At 68.7% G+C, this 14,498-nt stretch carries 13 protein-coding genes and 1 tRNA gene; 4 read left to right on the top strand and 10 right to left on the bottom strand.

Annotated features, from left to right (window positions below; translation table 11 throughout):
• Positions 1-145: 145 nt before the first annotated feature.
• The 4 genes from V6U88_RS11490 to V6U88_RS11475 all read right to left on the bottom strand — a co-directional run bounded on the left by V6U88_RS11490 (position 146) and on the right by V6U88_RS11475 (position 5,935).
• On the bottom strand, positions 146-1,315 hold the full coding sequence (locus tag V6U88_RS11490; RefSeq protein WP_334452312.1) for an McrC family protein: 1,170 nt from the start codon (positions 1,313-1,315) through the stop codon (positions 146-148).
• A 3-nt stretch (positions 1,316-1,318) separates the two neighbouring features.
• Positions 1,319-3,526: an MrcB family domain-containing protein gene (locus V6U88_RS11485; protein WP_334452373.1), complete on the bottom strand. Its 2,208-nt coding sequence runs from the start codon at positions 3,524-3,526 to the stop codon at positions 1,319-1,321.
• 670 nt (positions 3,527-4,196) lie between these two features.
• Positions 4,197-5,204, bottom strand: coding sequence for a hypothetical protein (locus tag V6U88_RS11480; RefSeq protein ID WP_334452310.1), 1,008 nt, complete (start codon positions 5,202-5,204; stop codon positions 4,197-4,199).
• A 302-nt stretch (positions 5,205-5,506) separates the two neighbouring features.
• Entirely contained in the window at positions 5,507-5,935 is a 429-nt protein-coding gene (locus V6U88_RS11475) for a hypothetical protein (protein ID WP_334452308.1), read from the bottom strand.
• 297 nt (positions 5,936-6,232) lie between these two features.
• Between V6U88_RS11475 and V6U88_RS11470 the strand changes: the two genes are divergently transcribed.
• The gene (locus V6U88_RS11470; protein ID WP_334452306.1) at positions 6,233-6,772 is read left to right on the top strand and encodes a hypothetical protein; all 540 of its coding nucleotides are present in this window, start codon (positions 6,233-6,235) and stop codon (positions 6,770-6,772) included.
• A gap of 658 nt (positions 6,773-7,430) precedes the next feature.
• Here the strand turns inward: V6U88_RS11470 and V6U88_RS11465 are convergent.
• Positions 7,431-8,150 (bottom strand): hypothetical protein, encoded by a 720-nt coding sequence (locus tag V6U88_RS11465; RefSeq protein WP_334452304.1) that lies wholly within the window; start codon positions 8,148-8,150, stop codon positions 7,431-7,433.
• 289 nt (positions 8,151-8,439) lie between these two features.
• Here V6U88_RS11465 and V6U88_RS11460 point away from each other — a divergent pair, with 289 nt between their 5' ends.
• Positions 8,440-8,973, top strand: coding sequence for an excalibur calcium-binding domain-containing protein (locus V6U88_RS11460; protein ID WP_334452302.1), 534 nt, complete (start codon positions 8,440-8,442; stop codon positions 8,971-8,973).
• A 267-nt stretch (positions 8,974-9,240) separates the two neighbouring features.
• Positions 9,241-9,894 carry a site-specific integrase gene (locus V6U88_RS11455; RefSeq protein ID WP_334452300.1) on the top strand — a complete coding sequence of 218 codons (654 nt, stop codon included), beginning with the start codon at positions 9,241-9,243 and terminating at the stop codon, positions 9,892-9,894.
• 92 nt (positions 9,895-9,986) lie between these two features.
• Here the strand turns inward: V6U88_RS11455 and V6U88_RS11450 are convergent.
• Positions 9,987-10,063, bottom strand: a tRNA-Thr gene (locus V6U88_RS11450).
• A gap of 132 nt (positions 10,064-10,195) precedes the next feature.
• On the opposite strand from V6U88_RS11450, the gene V6U88_RS11445 reads away from it, so the two are divergent.
• Positions 10,196-11,935: a metallophosphoesterase family protein gene (locus V6U88_RS11445; RefSeq protein WP_334452298.1), complete on the top strand. Its 1,740-nt coding sequence runs from the start codon at positions 10,196-10,198 to the stop codon at positions 11,933-11,935.
• 116 nt (positions 11,936-12,051) lie between these two features.
• On the opposite strand, the gene V6U88_RS11440 is transcribed toward V6U88_RS11445, so the two are convergent.
• From V6U88_RS11440 to V6U88_RS11425, 4 genes are all read right to left on the bottom strand, one after another.
• A complete protein-coding gene (locus V6U88_RS11440; protein ID WP_334452295.1) occupies positions 12,052-12,891 on the bottom strand; it encodes a PSP1 domain-containing protein in 840 nt (279 codons plus the stop codon).
• A 262-nt stretch (positions 12,892-13,153) separates the two neighbouring features.
• Positions 13,154-13,819: a hypothetical protein gene (locus V6U88_RS11435; protein WP_334452293.1), complete on the bottom strand. Its 666-nt coding sequence runs from the start codon at positions 13,817-13,819 to the stop codon at positions 13,154-13,156.
• Positions 13,819-14,124, bottom strand: coding sequence for a type VII secretion target (locus V6U88_RS11430; RefSeq protein WP_334452291.1), 306 nt, complete (start codon positions 14,122-14,124; stop codon positions 13,819-13,821). The genes V6U88_RS11435 and V6U88_RS11430 overlap by 1 nt, the downstream gene beginning before the upstream one ends.
• Entirely contained in the window at positions 14,124-14,450 is a 327-nt protein-coding gene (locus V6U88_RS11425; protein ID WP_334452289.1) for a YbaB/EbfC family nucleoid-associated protein, read from the bottom strand. The genes V6U88_RS11430 and V6U88_RS11425 overlap by 1 nt, the downstream gene beginning before the upstream one ends.
• Positions 14,451-14,498: the final 48 nt, after the last annotated feature.

Genomic DNA, 14,498 nt, shown 5'->3' with positions numbered 1-14,498 from the left:
ATCGTTCGCTACGGCTCGCCGGTTTGGCTGCTTGCTTGGCTGCTCGCCAGCACACGACCATGTGAGAAGCCTGCGGCCATGACAGCTCGCAGCCCGCCTTCGAACTCCCTTGCGCTCCTCGCCATGGACACCGGAATCTGGGCTCTCAGATTCCAGCCATATCGACCACGTCCTTTATGGGCGGAAGGGGCGCGAAGCTGGGCGCTACGCCGATCATGTGAACGGTCTTGTTGCCTACAGTCACCGAGCGCCTAGGGGTGACAACGGGATAGACAAGTGTGCTGTGTTCGAGGCCAAGTCGCTCGCAGTAGGTGATCATCTGATAGAGGTCGCTGCGATCGGGAGTCGAGCCGGGCCACTTGTACTTGGCGTCGTACAGGGCGACAAGATCTTTGCCGGCCCAGACAGTGGCATCAGCTTCTGCCGTTTGGCCGTCCTTCGTCAGCCGGAACCGGTGGGGGGCGACGATCCGGTGCTCGGGCCATTGTTCGGCAAGCCATTGATTGACGTATGCCTCCCATACCTTCGGCATGAAGAACAGCAGGGAGCCGCCGGCGAGGCCGGCCGAGCGTGGTGCCAGAGATTGGGACCGCAGGATGGCCTCCGCGAGCGCAAGTGCCTGCCGGTAGCGGCGCGTGAGGTTGGTGAGCGTTAAGCGCCCGACATCCTCGGCGCGTATCGGTGCCCGTCTAACACGGACGAAAGCGGGTGCCAATCGCGCAAGGCGGGTGCTGACTTCTCGGGCCAGGGGAACCCGAGAGAGTACGTCCAGTGCGACCGCGACGGCCTGGTTGACGGGAACGTTGGTGGTCAAGTGCCGGCCGATGGTGACAAGCCGGTCTGGTCGAGCGGCGAGACGCCCAACGTGGTACGCGACGTCAAGGCGTCCTGGGTAGGGGGGCCGGTGGTGTCGGATCTGCTCGTAGCCCTTGGCGAGGCCTTGCCCGACGAGGGATTCCAGTTCGCGGGCGAAGGCGAGGGCGATTGCCTCGGTCAGGAAGGTCTCAGCGTGTGCGTCGACCCGCAATTTGTCTGCTCGGATCGGATGCCTTGCTGACCGCCGGATGAGTTCAATCACGTCCTCAAATGGGAACCGGCTCCGGAAGTCGATCCAGCGGCCCGACGGCAGCCCCAGACGTCCGACGTACGGACCCGGTGTGACTTCATAAACGCCGGCCTTGTGGGTGGGGGTGAGTGCCTGAAACACACGGGCGTCGTTCCGGTCGCCCGAAGCGGACCGAACCAGGGTGAGCAGGTAGTCGAGGTCGCCCTGGTCGAGGGTTAGCTGCGTTGGGCGATACTCAGTTACCTCCACCTGCTATGCCTCCTCGGACAGGAGCTTTGTGACCCGCGCGTCGAGCTCGTCGAGGTACGAACGGTGCTCGAACCAGTACTCCGCCAGGTAGGGAAGTAGCTCGTAGCGCCATACGCGATCGAGGCCTTGTGCGGTCCCATCCTCGCCCATCCAGTAAGAGTGGCCTGGCGAAAAGTCGTCGTTGTTCACTCCGTCCTGAACGATGTCAAAGAACTTCAGAACGAGGTCTGCCTGCTCGCCCCCGGGGCCCGCGACTGCGAGGTGGCTCTCCAGCACCGGCCTGCTGGGGCGCATCTCGAAGGCGTGGAAGCGCCGTCGGAGAGCGAAGTCGACGAGTGCGAGGCTCCTGTCGGCGGTGTTCATCGTCGCCAACACGATGACGTTGTCCGGGACATAGAACTTCTTCTGGGAGTAGGGCAGCACCAATCGCTTGCCGCGGTACTCCAGGAGGAGCATTAGCTCGCCGAGGACGGCACCCAACTCCGCTCGGTTGATCTCATCGATGATGAAGACGTAGGTGCCCTCCTTGTCGCGGGCTCGGTCACAGAAGAGCTTGAAAACGCCTGGCCGAGGTGCGTAGCTAACGCCTCCACCGTTCGCGGTGGCGTCAGGTCGTAGCCCCTCAAGGAAGTCTTCGTATGAGAAGGAGGGGTGGAACTGGACCGTCTCTACCTCGCCCATGGCTCCTGCGAGGTGCCGTGCGAGTTGTTCGGCGACGAAAGTCTTACCGGTGCCCGGTGGGCCGTAGAAGAGCGCTTGCCGCTTCTTTCCTCGGAGCAGGGCGACCCACTCCTCGAGCTGCTCTTGAGGTAGGTGTGTTGCGGCTGCGACGTCGGCCAGCGGGTACTCGTGCTTTTCTGCCTGGTCCGCCGGCGCAGGTTCGTCCTCGACGTCGGCAACGAGTGCTGCCATCTCCTCAGCCGGGCTGGTCGACTCCTCGACCGCGGCGCGAGCCGCCTCCGCCAAGACGGCGTCGATCTCCTGAGGCTGCAGGTCGAACTCCTTGGCGAAGTTCAGCGCCGCCTCGCAGTACCGGAGATACCGTTCAGAGCCGCCACCCCTGTTGTTGGGCTCGCTCAGGCGGTGCAGTGCGATGAGTCCGCGATGCGTGATTTGGAGCCAGATCGCGTAGCGCGCTGGGTCGCGCAGATACATCAACATGGTCGGGTAGGAGCGTCCGGCGCCCGGGAAAGCTTGGGTGTCCCTGAGAATCTCGTCTACGTACTGCAGGGCCTCGTCCTCCGGCCGCCGCCAGATGCGATCGGTCGAGTCGTTGAACTTGTCTAAGGGCTCGACGAGCCGCTGCATGGCGGCCCCAGCGAAGGCCGGGCTGAACCGGTTATGGCGGAGGACGCCGCCCCACTCTCCTGTGTTGAACAGTTCACCGAGAGCCACGGCCTGCTCGACGCTCATCTTGCCGCTGAACTCGTTCAAAAGCGCACGAGCCCGCTGCTCCGCTGTCTCTCGAGAGTCGACCAACGTTGGGCCGTAGGTCTGCCGGACCCATGCGATGAAGGCTGGCACGTCGCTAAGCGGAGGTCGCGGTTTCGTCGCAGCTACCTCCGCAACTGCGTCCGACCAAGTCGGCTCTCCCGATGCCGCGTACAGGACCCCCAGGAGCTCGACCATCCGCCCCAGGTCGGTACCCAGCCTCGCACCATTTGGCAGGCTGTTGCGGTCGTAACGAATCGCGAAGACATTCCCCCGCTCATACCCGCGGCCCAGGCCATCGTCGGCGAGATCGATCTTCGGAAGCAGCGCCGACAGGTCGTATTGGCCGGCGGCGGCAAGGGCTGCACGCGCCCACGCAACACGGGCCTGGAGCTGCTCGGTCGGCCGCTGCGTGAACTGGCGCGGCACCGTCGTGCCTTGGTTGAGGGAGAGGTAGACGGCCGAACCGTCAAACGCGAACAGGAAGACGACGTACCAGCCATCCGTCGCTCTTGGCGAGCGTGACTTCGAGAACACCCGCATCCAGGGCACACGCGTCTTCAGCCCTGTACCGTCTCGGCCCTCTACCTCTACATCGAAGGGAGGTTCGCTGAAATAGGCTTCGAGCTGCGCTCGGACCAGTGCTGGTCCCTCCTGCCGCACGAGCACGCCCCGGCGCTGCATCTCAGGAGTGTTCGCACTTGACCAGCTGGCTTGAAGTTGCAAGATCTCTTCAAACAGATCACTGAGCTGGCGCTGGCCCTCAACGCGGTCGGCCATGGTCACTGGATGCTCCCTCACCATCTCGGAACGGGCCCCTGCTCGCGGTGCTCTGCGAGCACGCCGATGCCGGCCGCAGGGACGGCCCATGTCCGCAACTACCGAGCGCCCGAAGCCTGGTGCTCATTCCATCGCTCTACAGGCTTAGAGGCAAGGAGTGATCACTGTCGTGCCAACCTTGCGTCGCCCGTCGGTTCGTGCTCGGGGTTGACCGCACCGATGCTCATGCTGCCTTCTTGCTGCCTCGCTGTCTGACGCCTCGCTTACAAGGCGCTTGCGGCAAGAGTCGCAGCGTCCGCTGACGTCCGTGGGGTTCGAACCCGAGGCGACATCGTCCCGGTCCGGCCTCGGCCGCCACCGATGATGTCAACCACTGATGTCAAGTTGCCTCTGCGGCCGGCGCTCGGCTGGCTGAGGGCCGGTTCGTGCATTTCCCCTGGAAGTAAGAGCCCTAGCCTCCCGACCTCCCGCGCGGTCCCTGACACGGCTTCCGACCTGCTGAAACGCCTTCCGTCGGTTTCCGGCACCTTCCGTCGTCACTCGCGCTCGGTTGTGCCGGATTTGTGCCATGTGATCATGGTGCCCATCGACTGCGACTTCCTCAACGAACGCGGTTCAGCCAGCTGAGCCTTCCGCAGGCGCAACCAACGGCCGGTAGATGCCACCCCTTCTACGCGCCCTCCACCTCCGGCGGCCCGTCCTCGGTCTTCTCGGCATACTCGGCGTGGAGCTCCCGCACGATCGACACGGCCAGCAGCACGCCAACCAACGCGTTTGTCCGCGTGTACTGCACATCCCCCACCGCGTGCGTGCTCGCGTGCCGGTTGAACGCCTCGGGCACCGGGTCACCCTTCTCAGGGTAGAAACGCTCAAGTGCTGGCCGCACCGGCGCCATCGTGGTCACGTACCGCATCTGTCCGATGGTGAAGTCATCATCGTCCGGGTGCCGCCGCAGCCACTCGTTGTACCCCTGCCATGGAGAGACGGACTCGCGGATCACGGTGTCAATGACGGAGGCGGCTAGGGCCTGAGCCGGGGCGTGGTAGCACTGCCGGGCCGCGGCGACTGCCTGACGCAGTAGGCCCGCCTGTACCTCGTTTGGGCCGCCGACCACCTCCGCCAGTACGGTGTCGCAGTCGTCGAGGACCTGGTCCTCGTGGTCGCACAGCACCCGCCCGCGCTCCGCTGGCGCGGCGAGCACGAGGGCCCGCAGCACCTTCGGTCCAGGAACCCACGCGCTGGGCCAGCCAGCGCGGGCCAGCTCGATCAGGTCCAGGGTCTTGATGCCGTCGCCGGTCGCGTCGTGCCAGTTGGTTGGCTGATGTTGGCGGAACAGCTCCGCGAAGTCGGGGAAGGCGATTTTCGGGGTGAGGTTGGCGAGGATCCGCTGGTAGTTCGGGAGTTGCGTGAGCATCGCCGACCGGTTGGCACCGGCGAGCGCCTTGGCCGCCGAGCCGACGCGGGCGAAGGCGTTGGAGGCCACCGCGGCGTTCGCTAAGGCATTGGAAGCCGAGCCGACGCGGGCGAAGGCGTTGGACATCGCCGCGACGTCGGTGAAGACATTGCGCAGCATGGCTGTGAACGCGGGGTCCTGTAGCCGGGCGTCGATCAGGTCGGCGAAACGGCCGTCGCCGGCGGGCTCAATGTCGGGTTCTTCGACTTCGGGGGTGTCGGTCACCCGCTCATCCTCTCCTTCTTGCCGATGATGGTGGGGTCGCAGAGATCGTGACGATCGCGTGGCGATGGGGCCCGGCGAGATCGTCCGTCGGTGCCGCCAGTTTGGCTGCTCGCTGGCCGCGCGAGGGGGACCCCTGACGCCTCGCTTACAAGTTCTGGGCGCTCCGTTCAGGCCGGTCCGCGTCTGCATCTGACCTCGGGCGGCAATCCGCGGCTGTCCACCCGTAGCCATCCCCGCCTGTCTCCGTTGCTGTCGCCGTTGCTGTCGACAGCACCAGGACAACCGCTCAGGAGCAGAGGAAGTCAGGGAAGGCTCTCTTCCTGCCCGGCCTCCAATCGGTCTGCTCGACGGTGAAGTTCCGCAGCGATGGTGTCCCAGTCGGGACCGAAGGCATGTAGGTCGTTGGCCGCCACACGCAACAGCTCGACATCCTCCGGCCGTTGGAGGCAGGCCAGCCGGAACGCGAGGTTTCGCGCCCAGACCGGAAGACCTATCCAGTCCTCCTCCAGCAGCACCTTCAGCATCGCCACGATCTCGTCAGCCGATGCGAAGGTCACCACCTCAACATATGCACTGGCAACGCGCTCGCTGTACCGTCGACCAGCGAGCAGCCGGGCCAACTCAAGCAGCGACATGCACTCCGGGGCGTAGGGCTCGGCGTCAGAGGACGCCTCGGGACGATTCCTCGTACCCCTATCCAGCAACGCCCGCAGCCAACCCGTCGTCTTCACGACTTAGAAGCTAACCACTCCCCACCTGGCGAACCCGACACGGCCACAGACGCCCGGCAACGGTTCGACCCAGGTGAGTTGAAGCGGAACTCAGAGCCACTACTCCGCCACCAGCGGAGACGACGCTCAACACTTGCTCACACGGCATTCCGGGTTGCCAGCGTTGATCGCTGCTTGACGACGTTTCACGCCATCTTGTGGCCCCGGCACTGCCGGGAGGCTCTTTGCCCGCGTCTGGCCATGGATCCTGGCGGCAGAGGTGCAACGCCTCAAGCCTTAGGTCGGTAACCTCGCGCCGTGACGTCTGCTGATCAAGAAGGCTGGTCGTTCGCCACAGCACGGGTCCCGGCCCAGTTCGGCGCTGCGATCCACCCGCTCACACCCGCTGTGCAGCACGCTTGGGGCGACGAGGAAACCCTGTGCGGCCTCGTCGAGGACCAGATCGAGTTGTACCGGCACCTCTTCGACCATGAGGACGCCTCGGCCTGCCCGACCTGCCGGCAGCAGGCCGCCGCCGCGCCGACCCGGCCCTGCGGACAGGAACGCCTGCACGACCGGCTCCTGGCGGCTGCGGCGGGACCGATGCGCGAGGACCTGCTCGACGCTATGCGCCAAGGTGCCGAGATCAAGCTGTGGATCAACGGCCCCGCTGCCAGCCTGGCCAAGCACTACGCCCAGCTGGACCGAATCGTCGAAGGCAGCCCCGCCCTGATCGCGGCGCTTAGCGTCAACGGATCCGTCGGGCTTGCCAGGGTCGAGCATGGACCGTGGCAGTTCATCGTCGTCCTGCCCGACCACGGACCTCCCCTGATCGCTCGCGCAACGGCCGACCGGTAGGCACCGGCCGCCACCGCCGGACAGCAGGCGGCGCAGCAGACGCCGTCGAACTCGCCATCCCGTCTGCCATCGACCCGCCCTCCTGGGGAGCGGGCCGCCGGCCGGCCCGCCACGTCAAGCGGACCTTGACGCACGTTCGGACGCTGGCGGGTCGGGCGGTGGTCTGCTCGGCTTTGCCCGGGTCGAGGGCAGGCGGGATGGCCTTCCGCAACCACCCAAAGACCGCGACCCGCCGGCGCAGCCCCGGCCATCCTGGAGCCGGAGCGCCCCCGCCGGAGGCGCTCTAACCGCAACCCCGCGACTGCCGCCAGCTCGCCGACGCGGCCGGCGTGCGTTCCCCTACGCCGCGCGGGCTTCGTGGCCGCGCGGCCCGGCCGGTTGCCGGCCCACCACCTCACGGTCTACGGTCTGTCGTTCTGTGGCGGCCCGCTGAGCTTTCCGCTGTCCGCGCCAGCCGCCGCGCGTTCGGCGTGACGGCCGCAGAGCGACAGCGGCAGCGGCCGGCGCGCGCCCAGGCGGCGGCGCGTGCGGCCCGTCAAGGGCCGCCTTGAAGACGTACAGAAACTTTGAACAACTCGCCGGCAGTCGGCCTGTCCGACTCCGGATGACGGGTTACACATTGGCTCCAGGTGATGGGTTACAAGATCAGGAAGAGTAGCTACGCCCTTGCCTGAGATAGGAAGGATCGGGCGGCCAGCTCGCCGGGACGGTTACGGGCCCACACTGCCCATCTGGCGCCAGAGCCGGGGAACACGGCGGCGAACGTTTTCCAGACGTGTAGCCGGAAACCGTCTTGCTCCCACCAGCGCTCGGTGTACCCGCACGCCTCCCGTATCAGGGTCAGGCGTGCCGCGTGTGCCTCGACTGTCGCCAAGCCTGGCGCATCGTCGAATGACACCGGGACCCATGTGGCGCATTCCTGGTAGAGCGCCTCGGCTTCGAGCAGCGCGTCGACGTTAGGGAAGACCGGCACCACCGGCGGCGAGTTGGGGCCTGTGAAGCAGTAGACCACGGTGCCGTCGCCGCGTAGCCAGACCGCGTACGGGTGCGCGACGTCGTGCTCAATGAGGTCGGCCATCGCGTCCTGGTCCTCGGGGCTGTAGTCGTCTGCTGCCCACGGGACTGGTACGAACGTGACGGTCTCTTCGAATGACCAGGCGAGGCTGCGATAACGCAGCCCCCCGTATCGGGCCGCAGCTCGCCGAAACAGGGTCAGCGTTGCCTGGACGTCCACGCCTGGCAGCCGGCTCAGCAGCGACCGGAGCTCGTCCGTCGTAGGCCCACCCGACAGGTCGAACGACGTTCGCTCCGCGGCATGTCGGAGGAAGTGGGTGGCTCTCGGCGACAACCCCGAAGGATCGTCCAGGACGTGGCGCATAGCCTCAATGATCGAGGACGCGCGCCAAGACCTAGCCTAGGGTGTCACGCAACATCTGACATCGATCCGTCACGCATCAAGTGGAGCCCGACACTGCCGGCGGGCGGCCGGCCTGTCGTGTCACGGGACACGCTTGACACTCGCGTCCCACCAGATGGTTGACATGATCCTCAAGGCACGGCGCGGAGGCCCTCATCGGTCCGTGACAGGGACGCGCGCAGCGCGGCTACTGATCGCAGAGTGCGGACACGCAGGGCGGTTGTCGCATGGGTAGTGCACACTGCCGGGGGTGAAAATCTCCCGCCCCCAAAAGCTTCTCAAGTCCAAGGATGCCCAACTCCTGCTGGCCCTTGGCGTCCTGGCTGTCATCATCACCTGCGGCGCGATCTTCGAAGACGATGACGAGAAGGGCAACGCCTCGGCCACGTCGACGAGCGCCCCAGCCTCGACGAGCGCCGCCCCGCAGCAGCTCGTCTCGCTCTCCCCTTCCCCCTCGCCCTCCCCCACGCGCACCGCCTCGCCGAAGCCGTCGCCGAGCGTCTACTACGCCGACTGCGACGCCGTCGCGAACGCCGGCATCTCTGCGATCGAGAAGGGCGAACCCGGGTACCGCAAGGCCCTGGACCGCAACGGCGACGGCACCGCCTGCGACCAGTTCGAGAACTGGGACTACGCCGACGACTCCTCCGGCGGGAACTCCGGCGACGTCTACTACGCGAACTGTTCTGCCGTCCGTGCGGCCGGCGCGGCGCCGCTACACCGCGGCGACCCCGGCTACTCTCGCAAGCTGGACCGCGACGGCGACGGCATCGCTTGCGAGTGACACCGACATGACGAAGCCCCAGCCGGAGAAGCCGGGGCTTCCTCGTTCCCGCTTTGATGCGGCCCCGGCGAGGCAGTGCGCTGCTGCTCCCAGACGACCAGCTCGCCGTCGAAAAAGCTGGTTGACGGCCGCTACAGCAGGCAGGTCGCCGAACAGTCCAGCCGGCTGAGCAAGAGCAATCAAGGCGACGTCGTGCATGTGCTGGGACGGATTCTCAAGCATGTGGTGTGACTAGACAACCCGGCGGCCGGCAACCCGGCTGCTCTCGTGGAGCCGCCCTCGCTGCCTCACGTTGAGGTGCGGCCCTACTCGCTGGCTGAAGCGCGACGCTTCCTCAAGGCTGTCGAAGGCCTCCGGCTGGAGGCTCGGTGGCTCATCGGGATCGCGCTCGGGCTCCGTCAAGGCGAGGTACTCGGGCTGCGGTGGGACGACGTCGACCTGGCCGCTGGGACGCTGCGCGTGCGGGGGCAGTTGCAGCGGGATCCCGAGACGGGTGGCCTGGTGTTCGTCGAGACGAAGACCGCCCGATCTCGTCGAACTCTCCCGCTGCCACCCACAGTGCTAGCCGTACTCCGCCGCCATCGGGAGCACCAGGTAGCGGAGCGGTTCGACGCTGACAACTGGGCGGATCCAGGTCTGGTCTTTGCCACCACCGTCGGCACGCCCATCCACCCGCGCAACGACTACCGGTCCTTCCGGGAGATCATCCGACGGGCTGGCCTTCGGCAGGTTCGTCTCCACGACCTGCGGCACACGGCGGCCAGCGTCCTCCTCGCCCAGGGCGTACCCGCCCGCGTGGTCATGGAGATCCTCGGCCACTCCCAGATCAGCGTCACCCTCAACATTTACGCACACGTGGCCCCGGAGATCGCACGGGAAGCGGCCTCACGACTGGAGGGGGCGCTTTGGTCCGGTGAGTAGGTTGGCTGCTCGCTTGGCTGCTCGGCTCTGCCGCGGCAAGCAAAAGGCCCAGGTCATGATCGGCAATCAAGCCGGTGACCTGGGCCTTTCTGTGGAGCCGCCTGACGGAATCGAACCGTCGACCTACGCATTACGAGTGCGTCGCTCTAGCCGACTGAGCTAAGGCGGCAACGATCGTCAAGTGTACGGCACGGTCCACCCACCGGCCGAGGGGGTTCCCCCACCGGAGACCCGGACATCGGGGCACGATTGGTCGTTCGCCGGACAGCGGTAGCGGCGCGTCGGCGCTACGCTCCGGCGGGTGACCGACGATCACCCCACGTCCGGGTCCGACGTTCCCGCCGAGTACGCCCCCGGCGAGCGAGCCGCCCGGCGACCGCGCAGCCTCGACCCGGTGGAGCTGGGCTTCACCCCGCGCAAGCCGGTGCCCTGGCTGGCGCCGTTCCTGCTGATCAGTACCGGCATCCGGACGCTGCTGGCGATGCTGTTCGGGGCGTACCTGGACAAGCGGGAGCTGCAGAACGCGCTGGATTCGAAGATCGCGCGGCAGGTCGGGCCGGACGGCGGGCTCTGGCTGGACTACGTGGCCGACCTGGGCGACGGCTTCAACGCCACGTACTCGGTGGCGTACCTGCTCGCCAAGCCGGAGCTGGAGGTGGACGGCCACCGGCTGCCCCGGGCGCAGACCCTGGTGATGGGGGGCGACCAGGTCTACCCGTCGGCGGCGTACGAGGCGTACGAGGACCGGTGCAAGGGGCCGTACCAGGCGGCGCTGCCGGTGGCGCCGCCCGAGCGGCCGACGCTCTTCGCGGTGCCCGGCAACCACGACTGGTACGACGGCCTGACCGCGTTCCTGCGCCTGTTCGTCCGGTCCCGGGACCGGCACTTCGGGGGCTGGGGCACCGGGCAGTCCCGCTCGTACTTCGCGGTGGAGCTGCCCGCCGACTGGTGGCTGCTCGGCCTCGACGACCAGTCCGGGTCGTACCTCGACGACCCGCAGCTGGCCTACTTCGACGAGGTGGCCCGCCGGCTGGGGCCGCAGAGCAGGATCATCCTCGCGGTGCCCGCGCCCACCTGGGTGAAGTCCGTGGACCATCCCACCGCGTACGACTCGATCGACTACTTCGTGCGGACGATCATCGCCCCCACCGGCGCCCGCGTACGCCTGCTCGTCTCCGGCGACCTGCACCACTACGCCCGGTACGCCGGTCCGGAGCGGCAACTGATCACCTGCGGGGGCGGCGGGGCGTACCTGTACCCGACGCACAAGCTGCCGGAGCGGATCGAGGTGCCGCCGAAGGACACCCTGTCCCGCCGGGCCAGCGCCACCCGCCCGTACGAGCTGGCGGCCCGCTACCCGGAGGCGGCCCGCTCCCGGCGGTACGGCTGGGGGATCTTCCCCCGGCTGCCGTTCCGCAACCCGGGCTTCACCACGCTGCTCGGCGCCCTGCACACGCTGCTGATGCTGGCCATGGCCGGGGTGGCGGCAAACCGGACGGACAGCCCCGAGCAGCGGCTGTTCAGCGTCCCGCTGGTGATCATGCTGGGGGTGACGCTGCTCGGCGCGGCCTTCTTCGCCAAGCCGCCCACTGCCGGCGGTAAACGCCACGTCCGGCACTGGATCCTAGGGATCACCCACGGGGTGGCGCACGTCGGACTGGCCGCCGCCGGCACCTGGGCCTGGCTGGCGCTGCCCTTCTACGACTGGCCGTGGCCGCTGCCGGCGGTCGCCGCGGCGGTCGTCTACGCCCCGGTCATCGGGCTGGTGTCGAGCCAGGTGGTGGCGGTTTACCTGCTGGTGGCGGGATCGTTCGGAGTGAACCTCAACGAGCTCTTCGCCGGCCAGGGCATCGAGGACGCCAAGTCCTTCCTCCGAATGCGGATCGACCCCGACGGCACCCTGACCCTCTACCCGATCGCCGTCGACCGAGTCTCCCGCGACTGGCAGTTGAACCCCGACCAGTCCCCCACCGCCTCCTGGCTGACCCCCAGAGCCCCCCTCACCCCCCGCCTGGCCGAACCCCCGGTCACCCTCACCTGACCCTCGCCTCGCGTGATCATGAAGTTGGCGGCAGTTGGAGAGATCGAGTCCGCCGCTAACTTCATGATCAACGAGCAGAGGGCGGAGGGGCGGGGAGGGGTGGGGCAGAGGAGGGGTTAGGCGGGGTAGTGCTGGTCGTGGGCTTGGCGGGGGGCACAGACGGAGGCGCGGGAGCAAGAGCAGCGGGAGCCGTCGGCGTCCAGGCGTACCGTGACGGCGTCGCGGGGGACGCTGTGCCCGACCACCTTGCCGTCGCCCTCGGCGGTGGAGACCCGGCTGCCGATCGGCGGGGCGGACTCCTGGAACTTTTGATACAGCGGATGTTCGTACTTCAGGCAACACATGAGCCGACCGCAGGCGCCGGAGATCCGCAGTGGGTTGAGCGGCAGGTCCTGGTCCTTCGCCATCCGGATGGTCACCGGCTCGAAGTCGTTGAGGAAGGTCGCGCAGCACAGGTCGCGACCGCAGGAGCCGATGCCGCCCTGCACCCGCGCCGAGTCCCGGGCAGAGAGCTGACGCAGCTCGACCCGGCAGCGCAGGGTCGCGCCCAGGTCGCGGACCAGTGAGCGGAAGTCCACCCGGTGCGGGGCGGTGAAGTAGACGGTGCTGCGGTCTCCCCCGGCGTCGCCCTCGCCGAGGACGTGATCGACGGCGACCACCTTCATCGGCAGCCCGTGCTCGCGGATCAGCCGCTTGGCGGCCACCTTCGCCTCGGCCTTGCGCCGGCGCAGCAACTCGTCGCGGCGCAGGTCCTCGTCCTGGGCCAGGCCGGCCAGCTTCGGGAAGCCGTCGGTCTCCTCCGCCACCCACTGCGCCGCCCAGACGCACTCGGCCACCTCGGGCCCGTCGTCGGTCGGGACCAGCACCCGGTCGCCGACCTGCGGTCGCAGCTCGCCGGGGTCGAGGTAGTAGAGGCGCCCGTACCGGTTGAAGCTGACCGCGCAGAGCATGCCCATGCGGTCCACCCTACGACGGACGGCCGGCGTCGGCCCGGCCACCCGTCGCCGTGCGGTTACGCCGTGCAGTCATCCACGTTCGTCGACTCGTTCCCTTGGGCCTCGCCCGGACGGTTGAATCGGGCCCCGCGGCGGGACAAACGCTGGGCGCAGAGCGTTGAGTGGAGGCATACCTGCGGGGGGTGCAGGGAATGGCCACGGCGCCGCCGCCGGGCCCCGGTCCAGGCCGGGCGCCGCGCGCGGCGCCGTGGGCCATCCACCGTCAGCGGCCGACCCGGGTGGTGCCGTCGTAGCGGACCGCGCCGCCGCTCGACGCCCGCCAGGTCGACTCGGCCAGGCTCGGCGACCACTGGCGCAGCAGCGTCTCGGCCCCGTCGTACGCCACCCCGAGCACCGAGAGCACCCTGGTGGCGATCTCGGCCGCCGCGCCGGTGCCGGTGGCCGAGTTCCCGCCCGGCGCGGTCGCGGCGAGTACGCGTACCGCCTCGGCGGAGCCGAGCACCTCGGCGAGCACCCGGGCCACCGCCAGCCGGCTGCCCTCCACCCAGTGGGCGAGCGCGTCGGCGTACCCGGCGGTCGACTCGATCCGCCCGACCAGGCTCTCCGGCCCCTCGTCGAGGTGGCGCAGCAGCGCCGCGCGCGCCTCGTCGTACGCGGACGCGGCCGGCCCCGTCCACAGGCCCGGATCGCTGAGGGCGGCGCACGCGTCGTCGTACCCCCGGACGAGCCGGCGCACGGCGTGCCCGGCGGTCGCCAGCGGCGCCGGGTGCAGGTCGAGGAAGGCGCGCAGCGCGTCGCCGGGGAGCACCTGCATGCGGCGCAGCAGCGGCCAGAGCCGGTGCCCCTCGGGGGCGCCGGTGGCGAGCAGGTGGTCGACCCGGCGCAGCAGGTCCAGGCCGGGCTCGGCGAGCCGGTCCAGGGCGTCCATCAGCGCTCCCCGGACAGCCGCCGACCGGCGGTGTCGTCGACGTCCGCGTAGCGGTCCGCGGCGCTGCGTACGGCGGCGGCCGCGGCGGCGAGCCGGACGGCGGCGGCGGCGGCCTCCCGGGACCGGTCGCCGGTGGCGGCGGTCCACTGCCGGTGCAGCGCCCGGCCGACCTCCCCGGGGCGGCCCGGGGCGTCCGCGCCGAAGGCGGCGTGGGCCGGGTCGGCGGCGGTCACCGTGCGGGCGAGCACGGTCAGCGTGTCGCTCGCCTCCTCCAGCCGGGCGGCGAGGGCGCGCAGCGCGTCCATCAGGCCCCCGCCAGCGGCCGGTACGCCGCGAAGGTCTCGTTGTGCAGCTTCTCCCGGGCCCACTGCGCGGCGTCCGCCGCGGCGGCGACGGCGGCCTGCACCGAGCCGGCGACGTCGCGCGGGTGGCGGGAGTGCAGCGGCCCGAGGAAGCGGACGTCGGTGATCCGCCCGCCGGCCGTCACCACCACCTCGACCAGCCCGTCCGGCGAGCGGACGGTCACCTCGACGGTGTCGACCGCCTGGTCGAACTCGGCCTGCAGGGACTCGATGCGGCGGTAGCGCCGCACCGCCTCCTCGATCCACGCCTCGTCGATCTCGCGCGGCATCGGTTCTCCCCCCGACCGGTCATCACTCTGCGTGCCGCAACCGTCACC

This window comes from Micromonospora sp. CPCC 205739 (genome assembly GCF_036906795.1).
Lineage (GTDB): Bacteria > Actinomycetota > Actinomycetes > Mycobacteriales > Micromonosporaceae > Micromonospora.
This window is presented reverse-complemented; position numbering and strand designations above follow the sequence as displayed.